Source organism: Halomonas sp. SL18_1, from assembly GCF_055755715.1.
The window spans coordinates 1,310,797-1,337,333 of record NZ_JBVTRK010000001.1; the positions used below are offsets into that span (position 1 = coordinate 1,310,797).

Here is a 26,537-nt window from a genome sequence, read left to right on the forward strand (position 1 = left end):
TGCACGGGGCCGATCAGTTGCCACGCACGGCGGCGAGATCGGGCAGCCAGGTCACCAGCCCGGGAAAGGCGATCAGGATCACCGCCATGACCAGCAGGGTGGCGTAGTAGGGCAGCATCGCCTTGACCAGCTGCTCCATGGTCACCTTGCCCACCCCGCAGCCGACGTACAGGCAGGTGCCCACCGGCGGCGTCAGCAGCCCGATGCCGAGGATGAACGCCATCAAGACGCCGAAGTAGACCGGGTCGATGCCCACCGAGGTGACGATCGGCGTCAGCATCGGTGCCATGATCACCATCGCCGGGGTCAGGTCCATCACGAAGCCCACCAGCAGCAGCAGGCCGGCGACGATCAGCAGCAGCCAGAACGGGTCCTGGGTGATCGCCTGCACCTGGGTCACCAGGGTCTGGGGCACCATGTTGATGGTCAGAAACCAGGCGATCACCGTGGCGAAGGCCAGCAGCAGCAGCACCATGCCGGTGAGCCTGGCGGTGCGGATCAGCATCCCCCACAGCTCGCGCACGTGGAACTCGCGGTAGACCGCCAGCGAGATGAACAGCGAGTAGAGCAGCGCGGCGACCGCCGCCTCGGTGGCGGTGAAGACCCCGCCGATGATGCCGCCGACCACGATCACCGGCAGCACCAGCGCCAGCCAGGCGGCCTTGAACGCCTGCCACAGCGGGCCGAGGCGGAACGTGCGGGTCTGCCCGGCACCGCCGAAGCTGGCCATGATGAAGGTGGTGACCATCAGCCCGAGACCGATCATCACCCCGGCACGATGCCGGCGATGAACAGCCGGCTGATCGAGGTCTCGGTGACGATGCCGTAGAGGATCAGCGGAATCGACGGCGGAATGATGATGCCGATCACCGAGGAGACGGTGTTGATCGCCGTGGCCTGGGGCGCCGAATAGCCCTGCTGCTTCATCGACGGGATCATCATCGAGCCGGTGGCGGCGGTATCGGCCACCGCCGAGCCGCTGATGCCGCCGAAGAACATCGAGCCGGTGATCGCCACCTGGCCCAGCCCCCGCGGATGAAGCCGACCAGCGCGCCGGCCAGCTCCATCAGTCGCCGGGCGATGCCGCCGGCGCTCATCACCTCGCCGACCAGGATGAAGAAGGGGATGGCCAGCAGCGGGAAATTATTGATCCCGCGCACCGACTGTTCGATGAGGATCGACAGCGGGATATCGGAGATCACCGCCATCACCACCGCGGCGATGCCCAGCCCGAAGGCGATCGGCAGGCCCAGGGCCAGGGAGGCGAACAGAATGCCGAGAAAGATCCAGAGCATGACAGAGGCCTCCTAGCGGGCGCCGAGCATCAGGCGGGCGGCGCCCCAGGCGCGCCAGATCGCCACCGCGGCGATGAAGGCGGCGCACAGCACCAGCGAGATGTTGATCAGGTTCCAGGGCACGCCGAGGATCGCGGTGCGCCCGGTGGAACGGGAAATGACGAGGTAGCCGCCGACCATGATCACGATCATCAGGCCGGTGATCAGCAGGTGCTGGATCAGGTAGAGGCCGTAGGCGGCGCGCGCCGGCAACTTGCGCAGCAGCAGGTCGACGGCGATATGCTCGAAGCGCGCGAAGGCCGCGGCGGCGCCGATGAACACCAGCCAGATGAACAGCATGCGCGCCAGCTCATCGGCCCAGGGCAGCGAGCGGTTGAGCAGCGCCCGGCCGATGACGTTGGCCGACACCGAGACGATCAGGGCCACCAGGATCGTGGCGATCAGGTGCTCCATGGCCACGGTCAGCCAGCGGAACGGTGCGGGGCCGCGGCGCTGCTCGGTATCGATCTCCAGCGGCTGGCGGCGCGGGTCGTCGAGAACTCCGCCGGGTCCGGCGGGGAGTGAGAGGGGGGCATAGGCGCTCCAAACGCGGATGGACAAGACGCGGGGCAGCGTGCCCCGCGTCTGACTCAATGGGTTGCCCGAGGGCAGACGCCTTAGTCGTTCATGGTCTGTTCGACGATCTGCTGGATCTCGGCGACCAGGTCCTCGCCGATGCGCGGCGCCCACTCCTCGTAGACCGGCTGCACGGCCTCCTGGAAGGCGGCGATCTGGTCGTCGTCGAGGCGAGTGATCTGCATGCCGCGCGCTTCGAGCTGATCGCGGGACCAGTCGTCATACTCGGTGGCCAGCTGGATCTCGTACTCGGCGGCCTGGCGGGCGGCTTCCTGGATCAGCGCCTGGTACTCCTCGTCGAGGCGGTTCCAGGTGCGCTCGGAGATCATCTTGATGAACGGCGTGTAGACGTGGCGGGTCTCGGAGCCGTAGTCCTGCACCTCGTAGAAGTTGGAGGTGAGGATGGTGCTCCAGGGGTTCTCCTGGCCGTCGACCACGCCCTGCTCCATGGCCGAGAACAGCTCGCCGAAGGCCATCGGCGTGGGGTTGGCACCGAGGGTCTCCCAGATCGACAGGTGCACCGGGTTCTCCATGGTGCGCACCGACAGGCCGCGCACGTCCAGGCCAGCCACGTCTTCCGGGGACGTGACCGGCCGCGCGCTGTTGGAGAGCTGGCGGAAGCCGTTCTCGGAGAACGTCAGCGCCTTGATGCCGGTGCCCTCGAAGCCGTCGAGCATCGCCTGGGCGACCTCGCTGTTGAGCACGGCGATGGCCGCCTCGCGGGTCGGCAGCAGGAACGGCAGGTCGAACACCGCCAGCTCGCTGACATAGGTGGTGGCCGGCGAGCTCGACGGATAGGTCATGTCCAGCGAGCCGGTCTGCAGCATCTCCATCATCTGCACGTCGTCGCCGAGCTGGCTGTTGGGGAAGATGTTGACGCTGATACGACCCTCGCTGCGCTGGTCGAGGATATCGGCGAAGTACTGGGTCGAAAGGTACTGGGGCGAGGTCTCGGCCAGGCCGATCCCCATGCGCAGGGTGACGCTGCCGTGATCGCCGACCGTGTCGCCTTCGATGGCGGGAGGCGCAGAGAGGTCGGGGGTCTGGGCGTGAGCGAGGCTGACAGAGAGGGTGGCCGCGCCGGCCAGCGTGAGCGTGGTACGCCAGATTGGGAGCATGGGTGAGTCTCCAGGGTGACATTGTTTGTTATGGGGGGTACCGCAGTAAGCCGCACCGATTGCGTCGTCCGCCACTGGAATGTCGAACTTATTGCCAATTTGTTCAACATATACTTTTGTATGTATCGACTGGCCGGCGCGTGGAGGAGTAAGGTGCCAGCATCGCGGCGACACGTGTCCCATTCCGGCCTGGCTGACGGAAACAGCCGAGATGGCCCGGCAGGCCGTCTGCACCGAACGGGATGAAGGCGTCGTTGATCTGGCATCAACCCAGCGGATGGAGCGGAGACGATGACGACACACCACAAGGTCGACCCCGAGCAGCTTCGCTCGCGCTACTGGTTCGACAACCCCGAGCACCCCGGCACCACGGCGCTGTGCATCGAGCGCTATCTCAACTACGGCCTGACCCTGGACGAGTTGACCAGCGGCATGCCGATCATCGGCATCTGCCAGTCGGGCTCGGACCTCACGCCCTGCAATCGCCACCACATCGAGCTGGTCAAGCGCGTCAAGGACGGCATTCGCGCCGCCGGCGGGGTGCCCTTCGAGTTCCCCATGCACCCGATCCACGAGAACGTGCGCCGGCCCACCGCGGCGCTGGACCGCAACCTGGCCTACCTGGGTCTGGTGGAGGTGCTGCACGGCTATCCGCTGGACGGCGTGGTGCTGACCACCGGCTGCGACAAGACCACCCCGGCGGCGCTGATGGCCGCGGCCACGGTCAATATCCCGGCCATCGTGCTGTCCGGCGGGCCCATGCTCAACGGCTGGCGGGACAAGGAGCGGGTGGGCTCCGGCACCATCATCTGGGAGCTGCGCAAGCGGCTGGCCGCCGGCGACATCGACTACGCCGAGTTTCTGGCCCGGGCCACCGACTCGGCCCCCTCGGTGGGGCACTGCAACACCATGGGTACGGCCTCGACCATGAACTCCATGGCCGAGGCCCTGGGCATGAGCCTGCCCGGCTCGGCGATGATCCCGGCACCCTACAAGGCGCGCGCCATGGTGGCCTACCAGACCGGCGAGCGCATCGTCGAGATGGTCTGGGACGACCTGCGCCCCAGCGATATTCTCACTCGCGAGGCCTTCGAGAACGCCATCGTCACCTGCTCGGCGCTGGGCGGCTCCAGCAATGCCCCGATCCATGTCAACGCCATCGCCCGGCATGCCGGCGTCGAGCTCACCAACGACGACTGGCAGCGCCTGGGTCACGAGATACCGCTGCTGGCCAACGTGATGCCGGCCGGCGCCTACCTCTCCGAGGAGTTTCATCGTGCCGGCGGCGTGCCGGCGGTGATGAGCGAGCTGCTCGCCGCCGGCAAGCTGCACGGCGACGTTCAGACCGTCAACGGATGCCGCCTGGCGGACAACCTGGCGGGGCGCGGCATCGAGGATCCCGAGGTGATCTGCCGCTACGCCGAGCCGCTGGTCGAGCACGCTGGCTTTCTCAACCTCAAGGGCAACCTGTTCGACTCGGCGCTGATGAAGACCAGCGTGATCTCGCGGGAGTTTCGCGAGCGCTTTCTCAGCGACCCCGAGGACCCGGAGGCCTTCGAAAGCCGGGTGGTGGTGTTCGACGGCTCAGAGGACTACCACGCCCGCATCGACGACCCGGCGCTGGGCATCGACGAGCGCACCGTCCTGGTGATGCGCGGCGCGGGGCCGGTGGGGCATCCGGGCGGCGCCGAGGTGGTCGATATGCAGCCCCCGGAAGCGCTGATTCGCGCCGGCACCGAGTCGCTGCCGTGCCTCGGCGACGGCCGCCAGTCGGGGACGTCGGGGTCGCCGTCGATCCTCAACGCCGCCCCGGAGGCCGCCACCGGCGGCGGCCTGGCGCTGCTCGAGGACGGCGACCGGCTGCGCATCGACCTGGGGCGTCGCGAGGTCAGGCTGCTGATCGACGACGCCGAACTGGCCGCGCGGCGCGAGCGTCTCGAGGCCCGGGGCGGCTATCGCTACCCCGACCACCAGACGCCCTGGCAGGAGATTCAGCGCACCCTGGTGGAGCCGCTGGATCGCGGCATGACGCTGGAGCCGGCCACCAAGTATCGGGACGTGGCCCGGCGGAGCCCGCCGCGAGACAACCACTGACCGGTGGCGGGGCCCATCCAGTCGATCGAGGGAATACGTTATCATGCCCAGGAATCGCAACAGGATCTCACTGCTTTGACGTCTTCACGCTCCCGGCTCGCGGCCCCCAAGCCCGGCTCCCGCCCCAGCATCGCCGAACACCTGGCCGAGGCGATCTTCGCCGGTCGCTATCAACCCGGGGACTTCGTGCCCCGCGAGCTGGATCTCTGCGAGCGCTTCGCCATCAATCGCTCAGCGGTGCGCAGCGACCTTCGTCAGCTGGTCGATGCCGGCATCATCGAGCGGATTTCCGGCCACGGCTCCAAGGTTCGCGAGTACAGCGAGTGGCATATCCTCGACCCCCAGGTGACCGAGTGGATGACCCACTATGCGGCGCCCAACCCCGATATCCAGCGCGAGATCCTGGCCTTTCGTCTCGATGTCGAGCCCTATGTGGCGATGACCGCCGCGCGTCGGGCCAAGGCCCGCGACCTGGTCGCCATCGAGGAGGCCTTCGAAGGCCTCGGGCAGAACCTGCGCAACGCCGGCTGCCCGGAGGAGCGGCGGTTGCACAGCGAATGCGACGTGGCCTTTCACGTGGCGATCTTCAAGGCCACCCACAACATCGTCTGGGCCCAGCTCTCACATATCCTGCGCCCCTCGATCCACCTGCTGGTGTGGATGTCCAATGAGAATGCCAGCGACCCGGAGGAGAGTCTCGAGCGGCATCGTCAGCTGATGGAGAGCATTCGCATGCGGCGCCCGCGAGAGGCCTTCCTGGCCGCCCAGGCGGTGCTGGCCGGCACCGCCGAGGCGCTGGGGATCGAGCCCGGTGCCAGCTCGCTGGGGCGCTGCGTCGAGCTGCCCTGAGACGCGTGTTGCCCCTGCGGGAGAGTCGGGGGCAGTGCTTGCCCCTCGCCAGAATGTACGGACGGCCTGCCTTGAGCGATGAAGCCGGCTTGGACTCGGCTAGCTCGCCTGTCCGTCGCTTAGAATCTGCGAGTCGGCGGCCTGCAGGGAAATCGCGATGCCCCCAGGCAGGTCATGTCGCGATCCCAGGGGCAGCTGGCAATACGGGTGGGGCCGATCAGCTCGGTGACCAGCGCCTCGTCGATGGCGGCCTGCATGCTCTCCTGCATGGCGGCGTAGCCGCGTACCCCGGAGCCGGTCACCAGCACCAGGTCGGGATTGAACAGCGCCAGCAGATTGGCCATGCCGTAGCCCAGCGCGCGGCCCGCCTCGGCGAAGATGCGCCGGGCCTCGGGGTCGCCCTGCATGGCCAACTGGGTCAGGGCCTGCATTTGTGCCTCTGAGGGGTGGGCGCTGTCGCCGGCGGGCAGCTCGAGCACCTCGCGGGCCTCCCGATAGAGCGCGTAGTCGCTGGCGTAGGCCTCGATGCAGCCGCGCTTGCCGCAGGCGCACTGGGCGCCCCCGGCTGGTACTTGCTGTGGCCGAACTCCGCGGCGGAGCCGTTGGCTCCCAGAAACGGCACGCCGTCGATCATCACCGACATGCCGATACCGTAGCCCAGCATGATCACCGCCAGATTGGGATAGCCGGCATAGGCGGGCTTTGCGGCCAGCACGCTGGCGATGCAGTTGGCATCGTTCTCAAGCAGCACCGGGCAGCCAAAGCGCTCTGCCAGGGGCGGTGCCAGCAGCGTATTGCGAAAGCTCAATGCCGGTGACCAGATCAGCGTGCCACTGTGGGATGACACCACGCCCTGCACCGCCAGGCAGATCCCCACTAGCCGGCGGTGGCTGGCCAGTGCCGTGGCGCGCACCGCGGCAATCTTCTCCTCGAGCAGCGCCACGAGATCATCCGGCGTCAGGCTCAGGGTGGGCACGGCATGGTGTTCGCTGTGGTGCACCTGGCCGGCGTAGTTACCCACCACCAGCTGCAACTCATTGATCGACAGCTTGACGCAGATGACGCAGGCCGCCTCGGGTGCGAGCCGGATCAGCGTCTTGGGGCGCCCACGACCGCTGGGGCGTGATCCGTCGGGGGCAGTTCGGTGATGAGTCGCTGCTGAAGCAGGTCGGCACTGATCGAAGTGACGGTCGCCGAGCTGATGCCGTTGAGGGCACCGAGGTCGACGCGAGCCACCGGCCCGCGTTCGCGGAGGGTGCGAATTACCGCCAGGGTGTTGTCGTGGCGGCTGCTGTCGTGTGGCTGAGAGGAGGCCATGGATATCGCCGTTGCGTTACGTCATGGAAAGTCTACCAGAGTCGCCCCGACCCGATTGGCCAGGCAAGGCTCCGCGGCGTGATGCATGCGACTTAAGTTGCATGGCTGGGTATTTATTTTAGCGTCTAAAGTAAATCAGCGCCAAACGCTTCACTCCTTCAACGACAACAACAAGGGAGATTGCCATGCGCGAGCCGATGGCTTGCTATCCCAGTCTTGCCGAGCGCGTCGTCTTCGTTACCGGTGGCGGTGGTGGGATCGGTGCCGCCCTGGTGAGGGCCTTTCATCACCAGGGGGCGCGAGTGGCGTTCATCGATATCGACGGTGCGGCAAGCCAGGCGCTGTGCCGTGAGCTCGAGGCCCGGACCGGCCGCGCGCCCTGCTATCGACACTGCGATATCCGTGACATCGCCGCGCTGCAGGCCGTCATCGATGAGGTCAGTGAGCGCCTGGGGCCGATTCGCACCCTGATCAACAATGCCGCCAACGACGACCGCCACGATTGGCGTGACGTGAGCGTCGAGTACTGGGACGAGCGCATGTCGCTCAACCTGCGCCCGATGTTCTTCTCGAGCCAGGCGGTGGCCGAGCGGATGGCCCAGGCCGGCGGCGGTTCGATCATCAACTTCGGTTCGATCAGCGTGCGTCTGGCGCTGGGCAACCTCTCCGCCTACGTCACCGCCAAGGCGGCGGTGCACGGTCTGACGCGCAGCCTGGCCCGCGACCTGGGCGAGCAGAATATCCGCGTCAATACGGTGGTGCCCGGCTGCATCATGACCGAGCGGCAGCTCGACAAATGGATCGGCCCCGACGATGAAGCGCGCATCCGCGAGCATCAGTGCCTCAAGGTGCGCCTGGCGCCTGAGCACGTGGCGCCGATGGTGCTGTTCCTGGCGGCCGACGACAGCGCCCAGCTGACGGGCCACGAATTCTCGGTCGATGCGGGGTGGGGCTGATCGAGCGATCACAACCCCCCGCTGCTGTCGGCCCGCCGCATTTGCCGCTCGTTTGGTCCCAATCAGGTGCTGTTCGATATCGACCTCGATCTGGTGCCCGGCGAGGTGCATGCGCTGCTGGGCGAGAACGGCGCCGGCAAGTCGACCCTGGTCAAGATTCTCTCCGGCTACCTGAGTCCGACCGAGGGGGATGTCCGCCTGGATGGCGAGGCGCGTCGCTACCGCAGCAGCGGTGACGCCGAAGCCGACGGCATCGTGATGATCCATCAGGAACTGGCCCTGGCTGAACAGCTGACGGTGGAGGAGAACATCTTCCTGGGGCGTGAGCTGCGCCGCGGCCCCTTCCTCGACCGTCGCGTCATGCGCGAGCGCTGCCGTGAGGCGCTGGCAGCGCTCGAAACCCGGGTCGACCCGCGCGCCAGGGTCAAGGACCTCAGCACCTCCGACCAGCAGATGGTCGAGATCGCCAAGGCGATCACCCGCGACGTGCGGGTACTGATCATGGATGAACCCACGGCCACGCTCACCGAGCATGAAGTCGAGGTGCTGTTCGCGCTGATCGGACGGCTGCGCCAGCGCGGCGTGGCGATCCTCTACATCTCCCACAAGCTTCGCGAGATCGAGCGTATCGCCGACCGGGTCACGGTGCTGCGCGACGGTCGCTTGATCGATAGTGGGCCGATGGCCGGACGCAGCAAGGAAGAGCTGGCGCGGCTGATGGTGGGGCGAGAGATCACCGACATGTACCCCGAGCGCAGTGCGCTGGCCAGCGACGCCGAGGTGGTGCTGGAGGCTCGCGACATGGTGGTACCCGGGGCCGTGAAACAGGCGAGCTTCACCCTGCGTCGCGGCGAGGTGCTGGGCTTCGGTGGGGTGGTCGGCGCCGGGCGCACGGCGCTGATCGAGGCGCTGCTGGGGCTGCGCGGCCGCAGCGCGGGCGAGGTGCTACGAAACGGCCGGCCGGTAGCGCTGCGCCACCTTCGCGACGCCGTGCGCCAGCGCATCGCCTATCTCACCGAAGACCGCAAGGGCAAGGGGCTGGTCCTCAACATGGGCCTGCGCCCCAATCTCACGCTACTCAACCTGCGCGCCTACTGCCGGCCGCTGATCGACCGGCATCGCGAAGAGCAGGCCTTCCAGGAGGCCATCGAGCGCTTCGACATCCGCCTGCGCACCCAGGCGGCCACCGCCGCGGAGCTCTCCGGCGGCAACCAGCAGAAGCTGCTGTTGGCCAAGGTGATGTCCATCGATCCCGAGATCGTGATCATCAACGAGCCGACCCGGGGCATCGATGTGGGCACCAAGCACCAGATCTACCACTTCGTGCGCGAACTTACCGATGCAGGCCGCTCGGTGATCCTGATCTCCTCGGAAATGGCCGAGCTGATCGGCCTCTCGCATCGGGTCGCGGTGATGTGTGCCGGGGTGCTGACCGGCGTGCTCGAGGGCGAGCAGATCAACGAACACGACATCATGCAGTACGCATCCGGGATCAAGGGGATGGAGCCGATGAACAACGCCGTGCCTGACCACAAGCCAGCCGCTCGGAGTCACGTCTCCGTCGACCTCAAGACCTGGGGGCCTTTCATCGCCCTGGTCGCCCTGGCGCTGCTGGGGGTGTTGATCAATCCCGCCTTCCTGGGGCTGGACAACCTCTCCAACATGCTCACCCGTAGCGCCTTCATCGGCATCATTGCCATCGGCGCCACCTTCGTGATCACCGCCGGCGGGCTCGACCTCTCGGTGGGCTCGATGGCGGCCTTCATCGCCGGGGTGATGATCATCTTCATGAACAGCCTGGTCGAACAGTTCGGCCCCGGCCTCACCACCATCCTGCTGGGCATCGGCGCCTCGCTGCTGCTGGGGCTGTGTGCCGGTTTCATCAACGGCATGGTGACCACCAAGGGCAAGATCGAGGCTTTCATCGTCACTCTCGGCACCATGGGGATCTACCGCTCTCTGGTGACCTACCTGGCCGACGGGGGCACCCTGTCGCTGGACTGGGGGGTGCGCGATCTCTATCGGCCGGTCTACTACGGCAGCCTGATGGGCATCCCAATTCCGGTGCTGGTGTTCCTGCTGGTGGCGGTAGTCGGCTACATCCTGCTCAACCATACCCGTTTCGGTCGCTACTGCTTCGCCATCGGCTCCAACGAGAAGGTGGCCGAGTACAGCGCCATCCACGTCGATCGCATCAAGACCATGACCTACATGCTGCAGGGCGTGTGCGTGGCGCTGGCGACCATCATCTACGTGCCGCGGCTGGGCTCGGCATCGGGCGCCACCGGGGTGCTCTGGGAGCTCGAGGCGATCGCCGCGGTGATCATTGGCGGCACCGTGCTCAAGGGCGGGCACGGGCGCATCTGGGGCACGGTAGTGGGGGCGATCATGCTGACCATGATCGGCAACATCCTCAACCTCACCGATGCCATCTCCAACTATCTCAACGGCACGGTGCAGGGGATCATCATCATCGTCGCGGTGTACCTGCAGCGCGCGTCGTGGAGGAAGTCGGCGCCATGAGGCGCTCGAGTAGGCAGCAAGATAACAAGCACAAACAGCAGAGGAGCATCACCATGTCCATCACGAAAAATACCAAGATGACACTGGCGGCTCTGACCGCCACTGCGGCCCTGGGAGTTCCCACGCTCGCCGTGGCCCAGGAGGTCACCATCGGCGTGTCGATTCCTGCCGCCACCCACGGCTGGACCGGCGGGGTCAACTTCCACGCCGAGCAGGCCAAGGAGCGCCTCGAGGCGCTGCACCCCGAGATCGCCATCACCATCTCAACGGCGAGCGACCCGGGCGGGCAGGCCAACGACCTCGAAGACCTGGTCTCGCAGCGCAACATCGATGCGCTGGTGGTGTTGCCCTTCGAGTCCGGGCCGCTGACCGACCCGGTGCGCCGCGTCAAGGAGTCCGGTGTGTTCGTCACCGTGGTCGATCGCGGGCTTGAACAGGAGGGCATCGAAGACCTCTATGTGGCCGGCAACAACCACGAGATGGGCCGCGTCTCTGGCGAATACATCCGCGACCAGCTCGATGGTGAGGGCGACATCGTGGTGCTGCGCGGGATCCCCACGGTCATCGACGAAGAGCGTGTGCAGGGCTTCCAGGAGGCCATCGAAGGCTCCGATATCAACATCCTCGACATGCAGCATGCCAACTGGAACCGCGACGACGGCTTCGAGGTGATGCAGGACTTTCTGGCGCGCTTCGACCGCATCGACGCGGTGTGGGCCCAGGACGACGACATCGCCCTCGGCGTGATCGAGGCGGTACGCCAGGCCAACCGCGAGGACGAGCTGTTCATCGTTGGCGGGGCGGGCATGAAGGACATCATCGCGCGGGTCATGGAGGGCGACGAGCTGGTGCCGGTCGACGTGCTCTATCCGCCGGCGATGATCGCCACCGCCATGGATCTCACCGTGCAGAACTTCGTCTCCAACGGCCCGGTGGTGGGTGAGTACATCCTCGGCTCGCCGCTGATCACCCAGGAGAACGCCGAGCAGTACTACTTCCCCGATTCACCGTTCTGATCGAGCCTGCGGGCGGGCGTCGCAACGCTTGCCCGCTTCGACATGCCTGACACCCTATCGGAGAGCCCACTATGCAAACCATCAAAGGGCCGGCGATCTTCCTCGCTCAGTTTGCCGGTGACGACGCCCCCTTCAACAGCCTCGACGGCATCGCCGCCTGGGCAGCGGGGCTTGGCTATAAAGGCGTGCAGATTCCCAGCTGGGATGCGCGCCTGATCGATCTGAAACGTGCCGCCGAGAGCCGCACCTACTGCGACGAGATCAAGGGTAGGCTGGCCGAGCACGGCCTGTCGCTGACCGAACTCTCGACCCACCTGCAGGGCCAGCTGGTGGCCGTGCATCCGGCCTACGACGAGGTCTTCGACGGCTTTGCCGTGCCCGAGGTGCGCGGCAACCCCAAGGCCCGCCAGGCCTGGGCGGTCGAGCAGCTGATGCTGGCCGCCAGGGCCTCGCAGAACCTGGACCTGACCGACCACGGCACCTTTTCCGGCGCGCTGGCCTGGCCCTATGTCTATCCGTGGCCGCAGCGCCCGGCGGGGCTGATCGACGCCGCCTTCGAGGAACTGGCCAAGCGCTGGCGGCCGATCCTCGACGCCTTCGACGAGGCCGGGTCAACCTCTGCTACGAGATTCACCCCGGCGAGGACCTGCACGACGGCATCACCTTCGAGATGTTCCTGGAGCGGGTCGGCCATCATCCCCGCTGCCATATCCTCTACGACCCCAGCCACCTGATCCTGCAGCAGCTCGACTACCTGGGCTTTCTGGACGTCTACCGCGAGCATATCCAGATGTTTCACGTCAAGGATGCCGAGTTCAATCCCAGCCCCAAACAGGGTGTCTACTCCGGTTACCAGGCGTGGACCCAGCGGGCCGGGCGGTTCCGTTCCTTGGGCGATGGCCAGGTCGACTTCAAATCGATGTTCTCGTGGATGGCCGCCAACGACTATCACGGCTGGGCGGTACTGGAGTGGGAGTGCTGCCTCAAGCACCCCGAGGTCGGTGCCCGTGAAGGGGCCGCCTTCATTCGCGACCATATCATCCAGGTGACCGAGCGAGCCTTCGACGACTTCGCCGATGGGGGCGCCGACGAGGCGGCCAACCGTCGCTTGCTGGGCCTCGACTGAAGGATAGAACGACATGAGCCAACATCACGACACTCCCCGCCGGCTGCGCCTGGGCATGGTCGGTGGCGGCCAGGGCGCCTTCATCGGTGGCGTGCATCGCATTGCCGCGCGAATCGACGATCATTACGAGCTGGTGGCCGGGGCCTTCGCCTCCGACCCCGAGCGCGGCCGCGCGGCGGCCGCGGAGCTGCACGTGGCCGAGGAGCGTGCCTACCCTGACTATCGCGCCATGGCCGAAGCCGAGCGCCAGCGCCCGGACGGCATCGACGTGGTCGCCATCGTCACCCCCAATCATCTGCACTTCGACGTGGCCCGTACCTTCCTCGAGGCGGGCATCCACGTGATCTGCGACAAGCCGATGACCACCACTCTGGAAGATGCCCAGACGCTGGCCGCGCTGGTCGAACGCAGCGGGCTGTTCTTCGGCCTGACCCACAACTACTCGGGCTATCCGTTGGTGCGCCAGGCCCGCGACATGGTCGCCGCCGGTGAGCTGGGCGAGCTGAGGGTGGTGCAGGTGGAGTACCCTCAGGATTGGTTATCGACCCGCCTGGAAGAGAGCGGCGTCAAGCAGGCCGAGTGGCGTACCGACCCGCACCGCAGCGGGCCGGCCGGCTGCCTGGGCGATATCGGCACCCACGCCTATCATCTGGCACGCTTTGTCACCGGGCTCGAGCTCGAGTCGCTGGCGGCGGACATGCACACCTTCGTCGAGGGCCGCGCCCTGGACGACAACGTGCACATGATGCTGCGCTTCAAGGGCGGGGCGCGGGGCATGCTGTGGTCGAGCCAGGTGGTGCCGGGCAACGAGAACGGCCTCAAGCTGCGGGTCTACGGCAGCCGAGGCGGCCTGGAGTGGCACCAGGAGACCCCCAACCGGCTGATTCACTCGCCGCTGGGCGAGCCGCCGCGGATCCTGACCCGCAACGGCCCCGGCCTCGGCGAGGCGGCGCTGGCGGCATCGCGCATTCCCCCCGGCCACCCGGAGGGCTATCTCGAGGCCTTCGCCCAGCTCTACGCCGACTTCGCCGAGCAGATTCGCGCCCGCCAGGGCGACCGCACCGCCGCGGCGCTGGCGGCCAATACCCCGGGCGTGACGGATGGGGTCGACGGCCTGCAGTTCATCACCGGTGCGCTGGCCTCGTCCGCGGCCGGAGGCGGCTGGGTGGATGTGTGAGGCGCTGACCCTCGACAACGGCCGCCTCAGGCTGGTGGTCGCGCCGGCTAACGGTGCCTGCGTGGTGCGTTTCGACGCCCTGACGGCGGCGGGCCCGGTGCCCCTCTTCGGCCCGGGGAAGGGCCGGATGACGACCCCAACCGCATGGGCATGTATCCACTGCTGCCGTGGTCCAACCGTATCTCCGGCGGCAGCTTCGCCTGGCGTGGCCAGGAATATGCGCTACCCGCCAATGTGGCCGGGGAGCCGCTGCCGATCCACGGCGACGGCTGGCAGCAGCCCTGGCGGGTGGCGGCGCTGGCGCCGGAGCGGATGCGGCTCGTGCTTCAGTCGGCCTGGCAGCCGCCCTTCGACTACCGCGCCGTGCTCGACTATCGCCTGGATGGCGCCAGCCTGGTGGTCGAACTGGCACTGACGCACCAGGGCCCGCAGCCCGCTCCCTACGGGGTGGGCCTGCACCCCTGGTTTCCCCGCACGCCGGACGTGCGCCTCTCGGCCCCGGCCAGCGGGGTCTGGGAGGTGGATGCCGCCCAGCTTCCCCGCCGCTGGCGCCGTCTCGGCGAGGGCGACCCTTGGTGGTTTGCCGACAATGCGGCGCTTCCCGAGGGGCGCATCGACAATCTGTTCACCGGCTGGCGCGGGTGTGCTGAGCTGAGCTGGCCGCAGCGCGGGCTTGGCATGGCGTTGAGCGTGGCGCCAAGGCTGTCCCGTTACCTGGTGTTTTCACCGGGATGCGACGCCGACTTCTTCTGCTTCGAGCCGGTCAGCCATACCGTGGATGCCCACCATTTCGACGATCCACTGGCCGAGGGGCTGGTCGAGCTGGCAAGCGGTGACTGTTTACGGCAGCGCTGGCGGTTTGGCCCGGTGCAGTGGCACGACACGCAATAACCGAGGAGAGGCGAGATGGCGGCGGATGACATCGAGATCGTGCACGCACTGGACATGAGCCTGGGCGAGAGTCCGCTATGGTCGGTAGCGCGCCAGACGCTCTACTGGGTGGATATCAATCGCGGCACGATCTATGCCTGGCAGCCCGCCGGTGAGGCGCCGCCGGAGAGGATCCGCTTGGATGAGAAGATCGGCTGCATTGCGCTGTGTGAAGACGGGCTGCTGGCATCGATGAGCTCGGGAATCGTGCGGCTGCGTTTGCCCTTCGACGGCCGGCTCGAACGCCTGGCGGCCAATCCGGAGTGGAAGAAGAGGGGAAAGAAGCGCGGCAGGAGGGGCAGGGCAACCGCTTCAACGACGGCCGCTGCGATCCCGCCGGGCGCTTGTGGGTCGGCACCATCGACGCCGAGGAGGCCCATCCCACGGCGGCCCTCTACTGCCTCGACGGCGGGCAGCTCAAGCGCCGTGTGTCGGGCATCGGTATCGCCAACGGCTTGGCCTTCAGCCCCGACCGGCGCTGGCTCTACCACACCGACTCGCTGACAAGGCGCATCCTGCGCTACCCCTACGACGTGGAGCGCGGTGAGTTGGGAGAGGGCGACACCTGGGTCGACCTGGAGGCGCTGGGCCTGCCGGGAGTCCCCGACGGCGCCGCGGTGGATAGCGAGGGCTGCTACTGGAGCTCTCTCTACAACGGCGGCCGCGTGGTGCGGTTCTCCCCGGAGGGCGAGCTGCTGGCCGAGCACGAAGTGCCGTGTCCGCACCCCACCATGGTGGCCTTCGGCGGCCGTGACCTGCGTACCCTCTACATCACCACCGCCACCCAGCACCTGGACGCAGAGGGCAAGGCGCGCTGGCCGGCGGCGGGCAGCCTGCTCTGCATGCCGGCGCCGGTGGCGGGGCTGGAAGAGCCCCTGGGCTAACGACTCAGGCCGTGGCGGCGGTCAACCTGGCCACGACCCCGGGCAGCTCGCTGGCGTGGCGGATGGCGATGGCGCCCTTGGGCGTCCTCTCCTCCTCGGGGAAGTGGTTGAGGTGCACGACCTGCATGCCGGCGGCAAGCCCGGCTTCCACTCCCACCGCCGCATCGTCGATCACCACGCAGCGCTCGGGTGGCTGGCCCATGGCCGCGGCGGCCTGGCGGTAGAGGTCAGGGTCGGGTTTCCAGACGTTCAGGGTGTAGGCGCTGAACAACTTGTCGCCGAAGTGAGGGGCGAGGCCGCTGCTCTCCATGGCGCAGCGGATCTTGCGCTCCGGGCCGTTGGAGACCACCGCCTTGGGGTGGACGGCCAGGGCGTCCAGCGCCGCCGGGATGCCGGCGATGGGCTGCAGTTCGGCGCGCATACGAACCTCCATCTGGTCGCGCATCTGTGCTTCCATCACCGGAAAGCGCCCGTCATCCAGGTCGCCATGGCGCCTCTCCAGGGCCTCGATGATGGTCTTGAAGCGGACGCCGCGAAACTCCTCCATGTACTGTCGGGCGGAGAAGGGCAGACCGAAGGCTGGCAGGATCTCGCCCATCACCTCGGCGAGCAGAATCTCGCTGTCGACCAGGGTGCCGTCGGAGTCGAAGAGCAGGCAGAGCGCAGGGGGCATGGCGACCTCGTTGTCAGGGGGAAGAGACACCGGTCCAGCCTGGCATGGACCGGTGTCAGGGGTATGACGTCCTTGGCTCAGACAAAGTCCGGTACCAGGAAGCGCGGAATGGCCAGGATCAACTGGGGATAGACGATCAGCAGCAGAATGACCCCCAGCATGATCAGCAGGTAGAGCAGGGTGGTGCCCAGCGCCTTGAGCAAGGGGATGCCGCCGATCTTGGCCGATATCATCAGGCAGAGCCCATAGGGAGGCGTGATCAGCCCCAGCCCCAGCGCCATGACGCCGATGACCCCGAAGTGCACCGGGTGAATGCCGGCCTGCATGGCCAGCGGCTGGAAGATCGGCGCCATGATCGCCATGGCCGGCAGCGAATCCATGAAGGTACCGATGATCAGCATTACCACGGTCATGATCAGCAGTAGCACGATGGGATCGGTGATATTGACCCCGGCCATGAGTTTAGGCGGAATCTGATAGAAGCTGATCAGATAGCCGAAGATTGCTGCCCCCACCAGGCTGAACAACGACAGTGAGCAGAGCCGCACGGTAGCCGTGGAAGCCTCCAGCACGTCGCGAAACCGCAGTTCGCGATACACGATGAAGCCTAGCGCAAGCGCATAGAGTACCGCGATCATCGCCGCTTCGGTGGGGGTGACGATGCCCAGGGTAATGCCGCCGATGATCACCACCGGGATGCCCGCCGCCATCAGGCCGTCTTTGCCGGAGTGCGCCAGTTCCTTGAAGGTGGCGCGCCTGCGTACCGGCACGCTGTAGCGGCGCACGAAAAGCATATTCAGACTCAGCATCGCCACGCCGATCATGACGCCTGGCAGGATGCCGCCGAGGAACAGGCCGGCAATGGAGGTGTTGGTCAGGGCGCCCCAGACGATCATGTTGATCGAAGGAGGGATGATGATCCCCATCACCGAGGAGGCGGCGGTCACCGCCACGGCAAAGTGTGTTGGATAGCCTTCGCGCTTCATGGCCGGAATCAGCACCGTGCCAACCCCGGCGCTGTCGGCCGTGGAGGACCCGGAGACGCCGGCGAACAGCATGCTGACCAGCACGTTGACGTGTGCCAGGGCGCCCTTGAGGTGGCCCACCATCAGCATGCACAGGGTGATCAGTCGGTCGGTGATGCGCGCGGCATTCATCAGGTTGCCCGCCAGCAGGAACAGCGGCACGGCGAGCAGCACGAAGGAGTCCATGCCGTTGTACATTCGTTGGAACATCACCCAGGCGGTCAGCCGTGGGTCAAGCAGGATCATGCTGAAGGCGGTGAGGATCAGCGCCATGGCGATGGGAACCCCCGCGACGATCAGCACCCCGAGGAGGCCAAACAGCAGCCAGGGCAGCAGGAACATCCAGTCCGTTGGCATCATGAGCGGGTGCCCCCGTTGTCGTTCGAGGAGTGATCGCTGTCCAGGCGCCTGTCGAGGCCTTCGAGCGGTGTTTGGTCGGGCTCATCGACGTCGAGCGTGTCGATCTCGTTGGGGGTGTTGAGGGCCGTCTCCATGTCGTCCATGCCGTATAGCGCGGCGTGCAGCAGGCGCTGGACGCTGAATAGCAGGATGAACACGCCGCTGACCATGAAGGTGGAGTAGACGTAGACCATCGATAGGCCGGAGGCAGTGGCGCTGCGCCGCAGGCCCGACTGGGCAAAGTCCTTGCCATAGATGACGAAGATCAGGCCTATTGCCAGGCAGGCGAGGTCGCGGATCACCCGAGTGACGAGGTCGGAGCGCGAGCCGCGCGGGAAGGCCTCGAGCACGAAATGATCGGCGTGCAGCACGCCAACGGCGGCACCCAGCATGACCATCCACTGGAAGGTGAAGCGACTGAACTCCTCTGTCCAATACAGGCGCGGCATAAACGGCAGGTTGCGACTGACCACCTGATAGATGATCAGCAGGATGAAGCCGAGCACCAGCGCTAGCAGCACCACGTGCAGCAGACGCTCCAGGGCTCGGTTGAGGCTTGCCAGGCCATTGAGCAGTCGGGACATGGCATGACCTTGTGATCGAGTGTAAAGAAGGAAGGGCTTTGCTGATGGCCCCGGCCCGAAGCGGGCCGGGGCTTGGGCATTGCCTGAAAACGGGCGGCGCTCGCCGAAGGTTCGGACAGAACCTGGGCGACTGTCGGACGTAGCGCTGATCCACTGCGAGATCGGTCACATCCAACAGGCGCCTAGGGCTCTTATTCGGCGTTGACGATCATCTGGTGGAGCTCGGTGAGGCCCATGTCGTTGATGACGCCTTCCAGCGGCCCGGCGACCCTCTCCATCATGGTCTCGCGGTCCATCTCATGGAGCGTGGCACCCTCATCGACCAGCAGGTCCAGGGCCTCGGCGTCCTGGGTGAGCTGGACCTCTCGGGCATAGTCGGCCGACTCGGCCGCCGCCGCCATGATCTGCTCGCGCTGGGTATCGTCCAGGCGGTCCCAGGTGGCCTGGGAGAGGGTCAGCAGGCGAACGGTAATGTCGTGTTCGGAGAGCCCGATATGCGGGGCAACCTCGTGGAAGCGCATGCGATGGATCCACTCGGCCTCGTTGAGCAGCCCATCGATGGCCCCCAGCTGCAGGCCTGTATAGATTTCGCTCCACTCCATGACCGTCGGGTCGGCGCCCAGGGCCTCCCAGGCAGTGATCAGCGGCCGGGTGGGGTTGGTGCGAATCTGTAGCCCTGACAGATCGTCGAGGCTCTCTAGCGGCTGACTGCTGACGACCTGTCGCTTGCCGCCCCCATAGAAGGCGAGTACCCGGACATCGGTCTCGGCAGTGATCTGGTCGGCAATGGCGCGCCCCACCTCGCCGTCGAGTACCGTCTGCCAGTGGGCCTCGTCGCGGTACAGGAAGGGGATCGAGAAGACGTTGGCGGAGGGTGAGAAGTCGGTGATCAGTCCCGGATTGATGATCGAGATGTCCAGCGCGCCGGCCATCTGCTGCTCGAACATTTCGGTTTCGTGGCCCAGCACGCTATTGCCGAGGATGGTGACGTCGATGTTGCCGTCGCTCTTCTCGGCCAACAGCGCTTTGAAGCGCTCTGCGCCCAGATGGTAGGCCGTGTCTTCGGTCCCCCCGTGGCCGAAGCGTAGCTCCAAAGCCTGGGCGGTGCCGGCCATGCCCAGAGAGGCGGTCATGACAGCGCCCGCCAGCAGGCCGCGGGCCAAGGGACGAAGAGGGTGGCGGGGTGAAGCGATCCGTTCATGAGTCATAGTACACCTATTGTTGTCGGCACCCTGCGCAAAACCAGGGTGGCTGGCGTCGATGTGGCAAGGGCCACATCAGAGTGTCGGTGCGAGCCGCGAGGACGCCGTCAGGCTGGCACCGCATGAGTCGCGCATCTTGAGCTGGGGCGACAGCACGACCTGTTCCCGTGCCCCGTCGGGATGAGCGATACGCCGCAAGGCAAGCCTCGCCGCTTCCTCGCCGATGGCGTAGGGATGGGTGGCAACGCTGGTCAGTGCCGGGTCGCTGAGGGCGGCTTCTTCGACGTCATCCGTACCGATGACCGCGCAGTCGCGGCCCGGCACGAGCCCCATGCGCTTGAGCCCCAGCATGGCCCCGAAGGCGACCAGGTCGTTGTGGCAGACAACGGCGCTGGGGGAGGTGACTCCGCCATCAGCTGCTGGATCAGCTCGAAACCATGGCGGCGCGTCACCTTGGCGCGCAGCAGGCGCTGGTAGTCCAGGTCATGACGCTGCAGGGCGTCGCGATACCCCTGCCAGCGTTCTTGGGTGGCCGAGTGCTCGATATGGCCGCCGAGATAGGCGATCCGCCGGTGGCCCAGCGCCACCAGGTGGTCCATGGCCAGGCAGACCGCGTGCTGAAAATCGGTGCCGGCATAGTCGAAGGGGGGCGTTCCGATATGACGAAGTAACTGAATGCAGGGCATTCGCCACTCGGTCAGCGTCTCGATCAGCGTGGGCGAGGTGCCTTCCGCGGGGCATAGCAGGATGCCGTCGACCCGGTGTTCCCGCATGCGTTCCAGAAAGCGCTGCTGACGCTCCGGGGAGTCCTCGCTATTGGCGAGGAAGGCGACATAGCCTTGGCGACTGAGTGCCGCATCGATGCCCGCCACCATGGCCCCGAAGAAAGGATTGGTGATGTCGTAGACCACCACCCCCAGTGTCGCGGTACGGCTGCCGCGAAGCGCTGCCGCCCCGCGGTTATAGACATAGCCAAGCGCCTTGATGGAACGCTGCACCTTGCTTCGGGTTCGTTCGGCAACCAAGGGACTCTCGCGCAGCACCAGCGACACGGTGGCGCGCGATACGCCGGCATGCTCGGCGATGTCCTGCAGCGTGACGCTGCCGGATTCACGCTGTCTGCGGCGGGGCGCTGGGTCGCGGGCCATGGGCGGGCTCCTTGTCGGGGCGGCATTGTTTTTAGACTGGTCTAAAAGTTAGAGGCTGCTACGTCACCTTGCCAATAGCCTTTCGTCTAAGGTGGTGTCATTCGTCCTGGGTCGGCCACCAGGCCTCTGCGTTGACCGGGCTGATGGGGCGCTTGCCCTGGAGCGCTAGGCAGAGGTTGTCCACGGCGCGCTGGGCCATGGCGGTGCGCGTCTCATGGGTGGCCGAGCCGATGTGCGGCAGCGCCACCACGTTGGGCATATGCGGTAGCGGCGACTCCGGCGACAGCGGCTCCTGCTCGAAGACGTCGAGGCCGGCGGCGCGGATTCGCCCCATCTCCAGGGCCTCGATCAGCGCCGCCTCGTGGACCACCTTGCCCCGGGCGATATTGATGAAGATCGCCGAGGGTTTCATGCGGGCGAACTCGTGCTCGCCGATCAGGTGTTCGGTCTCGGCGGTGAGTGGGACGGTGACGCAGATGAAGTCTGCCGTGGCCAGCAGGTCGTCGAGCTCGCAGTGCACGGCGCCCAGCTCTGCTTCCAGGTCCGGCTTGGGCGAGGCGTTGGCATAGCGCACCTTCATGCCGAAGCCGAGGGCCCCGCGGCGGGCCACGGCGGCGCCGATGCGCCCGAACCCCACCATGCCCAGGGTCTTGCCGTGCACGTCGCTGCCGAAGTGCTCGGGGCCGATACTCGCCTGCCAGTCGCCGCGCCGGACGAAGTCGGCAAGCTCGACGACGCGCCTGGCGGTGGCCATGATCAGCGCGAAGCCGGTGTCGGCGGTGGTTTCGGTAAGTACGTCCGGGGTGTTGCAGAGCAGGATTCCGCGGCGGGTCAGCTCGTCCACCGGATAGTTGTCGACGCCCACCGAGATGCTGGCGATTACCTCCAGGTTCGGCGCCGCATCGAGCCTTTCCGGGGTGATGGCAAGACTCGAGCCGATCAGGCCGTGGGCGTCTTTCAGGGCGGCTTGGAAAGCGGGGTCCTCGGTCGTATCGAGTCCCCTGAAGACTTGCACCTCGAAGTCGCGGGAAAGCTCGGCGAGCTGGTCGTCGTTGAGGCGGCCATAGGCCAGGATACGCTTGCGCATGGGAATCTCCTCAGTCCAGGTTGGCTTCCAGTTCGTTCAGCCGCGGGCGAAGGGGCAGGCCCTCCATATCGCCCACCACCTGGACGGCCAGTGAGCCGATCAGGTTGCCGCGGCGCACCGCCTCGCGGGGGGTGCGGCCATCCAGCAGGGCGCTCACCACCCCTACGGCGAAGCCGTCGCCGGCGCCCACCGTGTCGACCACCTCGGCCACTGTGAAGCCCGGCACGGTGATGCTCTCCTCCTTGCCGGCGAGGTTGCCGCGATAGTAGCTGCCCTCGGGGCCGAGCTTGATGATCACCGCCGACGCGCCCTGCTCGAGGTAGAAATCGGCGATCGCCTCGGGGGTATCGCGTCCGGTGAGCAGGCGGCCCTCGGCCAGCCCCGGGAGCACCCAGTCGCAGTGGCCGGCCAGGTCGTTGAGGGTGTCGCGCATCTCGGCCTCGCTCTTCCACAGGCTGGGGCGCAGGTTGGGGTCGAAGGAGAGGCTGGCCCCGGCGCTGCGTGCCTGTTCCAGCATCTGCCGAGAGAGCTCCCGGGCGCTGGGGGAGAGCGCCGGCGGGATCCCGGTGGCGTGCAGGTGGCGCAGGGCCGAAAAGTCGACATCCGCGGCATCGGCCGGTGCCAGATGGCTGGCCGCGCTGCCGCGGCGGAAGTATTCGACCCGGGGGTCTGCTCCGCCTTCGGCGCGCTCCTTGAAGACCAGGCCGGTGGGATGGTCCGGGTCCACCTTCAGGTGCCGGCAGTCCAGCCCCTCGGCTTCCAGGGTGCGGCGAATGAAGGCGCCGAAACTGTCCTGGCCGACCCGGCTCAACCAGCCGACCCGGAACCCCAGGCGCGCCAGGCCGATGGCCACGTTGGTATCGGCCCCGGCGATTCGGCGCTGGAAGTGCTCGACCTCGGCCAGCTCGCCGCTGGACTGGGCGACGAACATCGTCATGGGCTCGCCGAAGGTGAGAATCTCGGGGGGTGTTGGCGTGTCGCTCATGTTGGCTCCTGGGACGGAGAGTGGGTAGGGAGGCGCGTGGATCCTCGGGAAATCAGCTCTGCCTGATAGAGGGTACGACGCGGTGGTGCCTGCCGCTGATCGGTCTCCAGGCGTTGAAGCAGATTCTCGACGGCGGCGCGGCCGATGGCCTCGGTGGGCTGGGCCAGGGTGGTGACGCCGGGCTCCACCAGGCCGCACCAGTCGAGCTCGTCGATGCCCAGCAGACCCGTTTCGCCCAGGCGCACGGAGAGAGCCCTCAGGGCCCGGGCGGCGGCCAGGGTGGCGTTGCCGTTGGCGCACAGCAGCGCCCGCGGGACGCTCTCCGGTTGCTTCAGAAAATTGCCGATGGCCTCGTCCAGTGACGCCTCCTCGGCGCTCAGGCAGTGCGTGATCCCCTGCAGGCCTCGGGCGGTGAGGCCTCGCTGGAAGCGCACCAGACGAGCCCGGCGCGAGCTGGCGTGCTCGGGAGCCTGGCCGATATAGAGCAGCTCGCGGTAGCCCTGGGCCTGGAGGTGGTCGAGGGCCATGTCGATGGCGCGTTCGTTGTCGAGCCCCACCAGGTCGGCCGCAACGGCCCCCAGCTCGCGGTCGAGCAGCACCAGTGGCGTGCCCTGGTCGATCAGCGCCTGCAGCTCTCGGTCGGGGCTGCCGGCGGCGTTGATCACCAGCCCTTCGACCCGATACGAGGTCATCAGCGCCAGGTGTGTGCGCTCCTGAGCGGCATCGTTGTCGGTGTTGCATACCAGCAGCGAATAGCCCCGCTCGCGACAGGCCTGCTCGACGCCGTGCATCACCGCCACCGAGAAGGGGTTGCGGATGTCGGCCACCAGCATGCCGATCAGCTTCGAGCGGCCGCCCTTGAGGCCACGGGCTATCTGGTTGGGGCGATAGCCGAGCCGCCGGGCGGCAGTGGCGATGCGCTCTCGTAGCGCCGGTGAGAGCCGCTCGCGTTCGTTGCCGAAGTAGCGCGACACGCTGGTCTTGGAGACGCCGGCATCGCGGGCGACTTCGTGAATGGTGGAACGGCGCGGGGGAAGGGGCCATCGCGGGTCCTACACTATGGGAACGTTACCATAGTAGGTCGCCGATGGCGCGACGACAAGCCGCCGGCGGCCGGGGAGCGGTACGAGGGAAGCGGAGTGGGGCGCTCAGCTCTCTTGGCGGGGAGTGCCGGTCTGCTTGCCAGCCAGCGGCTGCTGGCGTTGCTGGACCTGCAGCGCATCCAGGCGCGACTTGAGCGCGGACAGGGTGGCCTCCAGGGCCTCGGCACGGATTTCGGCCTTGGAGGCGCGCTGGGTCGCCTTCTGCGCCTGATCCATGGCCTCCTTGCGGGCACGCTCGACGTCTTCCAGGCGCGACTTCTGCCCGGCGCGCATGTTTTCGATCTCCTTGCGATGCCGGGTCTGCTCGGCCTGCAGCGCCTGGCGGTGCTGCTCCACCTGCCGGGCCCGGTCGTGGGCCTGCTCGAGGGCGGCATCGCGCTGTGCTTCCGCCACCGCCTGATGGCGCTCGGCCTTGGTCAGGGCCGTCTGGGCGGTCTGGGTGGCTCGCTCGGCCACCAGTCGGGCCTGTCGGGCCTCCTCCAGCTGGGCGGTGAGCATCTCGACCTGCTGCTGTGCCTTGACGCCCTGCTCGCGGGCCTTCTGATGGGACTGACGCTCCTGCTTGAGCTCGCCGCGCAGATCGTCGCGCTCGGCCTTGAGCGCATCGCGCTCGGTCGCCGCTTGCTCCAGGGCCTGTTCGGAGGTGGTGAGGCGCTTGGCCAGCTGCTCGACGCGGGTCTCCAGTTCTTCGCCTAGCTCCGCCAGGGTGGTGGCGTCGCTGCGGGCTTCCTGAATCGCCTGGTCGGCTTCGCCATGGGCGGCCAGCGTCTGGCGCTGGAGCTCTTCGGTCAGCGCCGTCACCAGGGCGTCGGGCAGCGTGGGGGCGGGGCGCTTGGCCGGGGGCTGCTTGCCGCGCCAGGCGGCGAGATGGCGCTGAATGGCATTTGGCGAACCGCCGCCGAGGTGTTCGCCGATGCGCTGCAGGGTGAGGGAAATGCCCTTGGCCGTCAGGTTCTCGGCGGCGGCGGCCACCTGTTCGTAGGTGATCTCGATGCGCTGCATGGTGTCCCTGTGTCCTGCGGCTGAAGGGGGAAGAACAGCACCGGTGCGCGGTGCGCCGGCCGGGCTGGCTCGCCTGGGTGGCGGCCCCATTGTCGAGTCTCGCCGGCCGGGTGGCAACCGTGATAAGGGTGCACAGGTCTTGGTGTGGAGCCCCGGGGTGGTTAAGCTGCTGCCTGTCCTGGAAACCACCCGCAGAGGAAGCCCGACCATGACCGTGATGATCCTAGGCCTGCTGATCTTTCTTGGTGTGCACTCGGTGCGCATCGTTGCCGACGACTGGCGCACCGAGCAGATTCGCCGCATGGGCGAGTTGCCGTGGAAGGCGGCGTATTCCGTCGCCTCGATCGTCGGCCTGGCCATTGCCATCTGGGGCTATGGCCAGATGCGTCTCGACCCTACCTGGGTCTGGTTTCCGCCGGTGGGGCTGCGTCACGCCGTGGCGCTGCTGATGATCCCCGCGTTCATCCTGCTGGTGGCGGCCTATGTGCCCGGCAACCACCTCAAGGTCAAGCTGGGCCACCCGATGATCATCGCCGTTAAGCTCTGGGCGTTTTCCCACCTGCTTGCCAACGGTCGACTGGGCGATATCGTCTTCTTCGGCGCCTTCCTGGCGTGGGCCGTGTTCGACTTCCGCTCCGCTCGTCGTCGCCCCCAGCAGCCGACGGTGACCGAGCCGCGCCTGGCCGGAACCGCCATCACCGTGGTCGCGGGGCTGGTGCTCTACTATCTCTTCGCCTTCCATCTGCATGTGTGGATCACCGGGGTGCCGGTGATGTGAGGCAAGGCCTCGCTGCTACGCCATGATAGAGACGCCATGACCAGACCGCGCCGGCTGCCACCGGCGCGGTCTTGTTTCGAGAGTTGACTTGCGTCAAGGCAGGCTCCGGGCGGCTGTGCCAAACCTGATGTGTGCCCACCTCCGGGCCCTCAGCGTCGCCACAGGGGAGCCGCCATGCCTGCCATGATGAAAGCCGCCATCTTCGTTGAGCCGGGTCGTATCGAGATCGACGACAAGCCGATTCCCGAGATCGGCCCCGACGACGCCCTGATTCGCGTCACCACCACGACTATCTGCGGTACCGACGTGCATATCCTCAAGGGCGAGTATCCGGTCGAGCGGGGGCTCACCATCGGCCACGAGCCGGTGGGCGTCATCGAGAAGCTGGGTGCCAACGTTCAGGGATACCGGGAAGGGCAGCGGGTCATCGCCGGCGCCATCTGCCGAGCTTCACCTCCTACGCCTGTCAGGACGGCTGCAGCGCCCAGGACGGTGGCCATCATGCCCACGGCTACAAGCCCATGGGCGGCTGGCGCTTCGGCAACACCATCGACGGCGCCCAGGCGGAGTACCTGCGGGTTCCGGATGCCCAGGCCAACTTGGCGCCGGTGCCGGACGGACTCACCGACGAGCAGGTGTTGATGTGCCCCG

23 protein-coding genes and 4 pseudogenes are annotated in these 26,537 nt (G+C 67.0%); 12 read left to right on the forward strand and 15 right to left on the reverse strand.

From position 1 onward, the window contains the following. Positions 1-13 precede the first annotated feature (13 nt). From ACSJDS_RS06650 to ACSJDS_RS06660, 3 genes and pseudogenes are all read right to left on the reverse strand, one after another. A pseudogene (locus ACSJDS_RS06650) lies at positions 14-1,295 on the reverse strand (TRAP transporter large permease). Positions 1,296-1,307: 12 nt separating this feature from the next. Beyond that, the gene (locus ACSJDS_RS06655; RefSeq protein WP_473034987.1) at positions 1,308-1,889 is read right to left on the reverse strand and encodes a TRAP transporter small permease; all 582 of its coding nucleotides are present in this window, start codon (positions 1,887-1,889) and stop codon (positions 1,308-1,310) included. Positions 1,890-1,951: 62 nt separating this feature from the next. Beyond that, the gene (locus ACSJDS_RS06660; protein WP_473032578.1) at positions 1,952-3,028 is read right to left on the reverse strand and encodes a TRAP transporter substrate-binding protein; all 1,077 of its coding nucleotides are present in this window, start codon (positions 3,026-3,028) and stop codon (positions 1,952-1,954) included. Positions 3,029-3,319: 291 nt separating this feature from the next. Here ACSJDS_RS06660 and ACSJDS_RS06665 point away from each other — a divergent pair, with 291 nt between their 5' ends. Together ACSJDS_RS06665 and ACSJDS_RS06670 are read left to right on the forward strand one after the other, a co-directional pair. Further along, a complete protein-coding gene (locus tag ACSJDS_RS06665; RefSeq protein ID WP_473032579.1) occupies positions 3,320-5,122 on the forward strand; it encodes an IlvD/Edd family dehydratase in 1,803 nt (600 codons plus the stop codon). A 75-nt stretch (positions 5,123-5,197) separates the two neighbouring features. Next, on the forward strand, positions 5,198-5,971 hold the full coding sequence (locus ACSJDS_RS06670) for a FadR/GntR family transcriptional regulator (protein WP_473032580.1): 774 nt from the start codon (positions 5,198-5,200) through the stop codon (positions 5,969-5,971). A gap of 119 nt (positions 5,972-6,090) precedes the next feature. Here ACSJDS_RS06670 and ACSJDS_RS06675 read toward each other — a convergent pair. Then, positions 6,091-6,995: pseudogene (locus ACSJDS_RS06675) on the reverse strand (ROK family protein). A 65-nt stretch (positions 6,996-7,060) separates the two neighbouring features. Next, complete coding sequence (locus ACSJDS_RS06680; RefSeq protein WP_473032581.1) at positions 7,061-7,288, reverse strand: hypothetical protein; 228 nt, start codon at positions 7,286-7,288, stop codon at positions 7,061-7,063. A gap of 185 nt (positions 7,289-7,473) precedes the next feature. On the opposite strand from ACSJDS_RS06680, the gene ACSJDS_RS06685 reads away from it, so the two are divergent. The 8 genes and pseudogenes from ACSJDS_RS06685 (at position 7,474) to ACSJDS_RS06720 (ending at position 15,900) form a co-directional block, all read left to right on the forward strand. Then, positions 7,474-8,244: an SDR family NAD(P)-dependent oxidoreductase gene (locus ACSJDS_RS06685; RefSeq protein ID WP_473032582.1), complete on the forward strand. Its 771-nt coding sequence runs from the start codon at positions 7,474-7,476 to the stop codon at positions 8,242-8,244. A 66-nt stretch (positions 8,245-8,310) separates the two neighbouring features. Continuing rightward, on the forward strand, positions 8,311-10,767 hold the full coding sequence (locus ACSJDS_RS06690; protein ID WP_473032584.1) for an ATP-binding cassette domain-containing protein: 2,457 nt from the start codon (positions 8,311-8,313) through the stop codon (positions 10,765-10,767). Between the two features lie 53 nt (positions 10,768-10,820). Further along, on the forward strand, positions 10,821-11,783 hold the full coding sequence (locus tag ACSJDS_RS06695; protein ID WP_473032585.1) for an ABC transporter substrate-binding protein: 963 nt from the start codon (positions 10,821-10,823) through the stop codon (positions 11,781-11,783). Positions 11,784-11,854: 71 nt separating this feature from the next. After that, positions 11,855-12,909: pseudogene (locus ACSJDS_RS06700) on the forward strand (sugar phosphate isomerase/epimerase family protein). 13 nt (positions 12,910-12,922) lie between these two features. Further along, entirely contained in the window at positions 12,923-14,086 is a 1,164-nt protein-coding gene (locus tag ACSJDS_RS06705) for a Gfo/Idh/MocA family protein (RefSeq protein WP_473032587.1), read from the forward strand. Between the two features lie 144 nt (positions 14,087-14,230). Further along, positions 14,231-14,977, forward strand: a complete 747-nt coding sequence (locus ACSJDS_RS06710; protein ID WP_473032588.1) for an aldose 1-epimerase — start codon at positions 14,231-14,233, stop codon at positions 14,975-14,977. A 54-nt stretch (positions 14,978-15,031) separates the two neighbouring features. Further along, positions 15,032-15,220: pseudogene (locus ACSJDS_RS06715) on the forward strand (SMP-30/gluconolactonase/LRE family protein); the annotation flags it as partial. A gap of 59 nt (positions 15,221-15,279) precedes the next feature. Continuing rightward, the gene (locus ACSJDS_RS06720) at positions 15,280-15,900 is read left to right on the forward strand and encodes an SMP-30/gluconolactonase/LRE family protein (RefSeq protein ID WP_473032589.1); all 621 of its coding nucleotides are present in this window, start codon (positions 15,280-15,282) and stop codon (positions 15,898-15,900) included. Positions 15,901-15,904: 4 nt separating this feature from the next. Here the strand turns inward: ACSJDS_RS06720 and ACSJDS_RS06725 are convergent, their stop codons facing one another. The 10 genes from ACSJDS_RS06725 to ACSJDS_RS06770 form a co-directional block, all read right to left on the reverse strand. Continuing rightward, positions 15,905-16,573: an HAD-IA family hydrolase gene (locus ACSJDS_RS06725; RefSeq protein ID WP_473032590.1), complete on the reverse strand. Its 669-nt coding sequence runs from the start codon at positions 16,571-16,573 to the stop codon at positions 15,905-15,907. A 77-nt stretch (positions 16,574-16,650) separates the two neighbouring features. Next, positions 16,651-17,958: a TRAP transporter large permease gene (locus ACSJDS_RS06730; RefSeq protein WP_473032591.1), complete on the reverse strand. Its 1,308-nt coding sequence runs from the start codon at positions 17,956-17,958 to the stop codon at positions 16,651-16,653. Beyond that, the gene (locus ACSJDS_RS06735) at positions 17,955-18,581 is read right to left on the reverse strand and encodes a TRAP transporter small permease (RefSeq protein ID WP_473032592.1); all 627 of its coding nucleotides are present in this window, start codon (positions 18,579-18,581) and stop codon (positions 17,955-17,957) included. The genes ACSJDS_RS06730 and ACSJDS_RS06735 overlap by 4 nt, the downstream gene beginning before the upstream one ends. A gap of 191 nt (positions 18,582-18,772) precedes the next feature. Further along, a complete protein-coding gene (locus ACSJDS_RS06740) occupies positions 18,773-19,714 on the reverse strand; it encodes a TRAP transporter substrate-binding protein (protein WP_473032593.1) in 942 nt (313 codons plus the stop codon). Positions 19,715-19,858: 144 nt separating this feature from the next. Beyond that, complete coding sequence (locus tag ACSJDS_RS06745) at positions 19,859-20,134, reverse strand: substrate-binding domain-containing protein (protein WP_473032594.1); 276 nt, start codon at positions 20,132-20,134, stop codon at positions 19,859-19,861. Continuing rightward, positions 20,035-20,931 carry a LacI family DNA-binding transcriptional regulator gene (locus ACSJDS_RS06750; RefSeq protein WP_473032595.1) on the reverse strand — a complete coding sequence of 299 codons (897 nt, stop codon included), beginning with the start codon at positions 20,929-20,931 and terminating at the stop codon, positions 20,035-20,037. Before ACSJDS_RS06750 ends, ACSJDS_RS06745 begins: the two co-directional genes overlap by 100 nt. Positions 20,932-21,028: 97 nt before the next feature. Further along, positions 21,029-22,018 (reverse strand): 2-hydroxyacid dehydrogenase, encoded by a 990-nt coding sequence (locus tag ACSJDS_RS06755; protein ID WP_473032596.1) that lies wholly within the window; start codon positions 22,016-22,018, stop codon positions 21,029-21,031. A gap of 10 nt (positions 22,019-22,028) precedes the next feature. After that, positions 22,029-23,003 (reverse strand): sugar kinase, encoded by a 975-nt coding sequence (locus ACSJDS_RS06760; RefSeq protein WP_473032597.1) that lies wholly within the window; start codon positions 23,001-23,003, stop codon positions 22,029-22,031. Further along, on the reverse strand, positions 23,000-23,977 hold the full coding sequence (locus ACSJDS_RS06765) for a LacI family DNA-binding transcriptional regulator (RefSeq protein WP_473032598.1): 978 nt from the start codon (positions 23,975-23,977) through the stop codon (positions 23,000-23,002). The genes ACSJDS_RS06760 and ACSJDS_RS06765 overlap by 4 nt, the downstream gene beginning before the upstream one ends. Before the next feature lie 174 nt (positions 23,978-24,151). Continuing rightward, entirely contained in the window at positions 24,152-25,108 is a 957-nt protein-coding gene (locus ACSJDS_RS06770) for a DNA-binding protein (RefSeq protein ID WP_473032599.1), read from the reverse strand. Positions 25,109-25,316: 208 nt separating this feature from the next. Between ACSJDS_RS06770 and ACSJDS_RS06775 the strand changes: the two genes are divergently transcribed. Next, positions 25,317-25,886, forward strand: coding sequence for an NnrU family protein (locus tag ACSJDS_RS06775; protein WP_473032600.1), 570 nt, complete (start codon positions 25,317-25,319; stop codon positions 25,884-25,886). A 174-nt stretch (positions 25,887-26,060) separates the two neighbouring features. Continuing rightward, positions 26,061-26,528: an alcohol dehydrogenase catalytic domain-containing protein gene (locus ACSJDS_RS06780; RefSeq protein ID WP_473032602.1), complete on the forward strand. Its 468-nt coding sequence runs from the start codon at positions 26,061-26,063 to the stop codon at positions 26,526-26,528. Positions 26,529-26,537 lie beyond the last annotated feature (9 nt).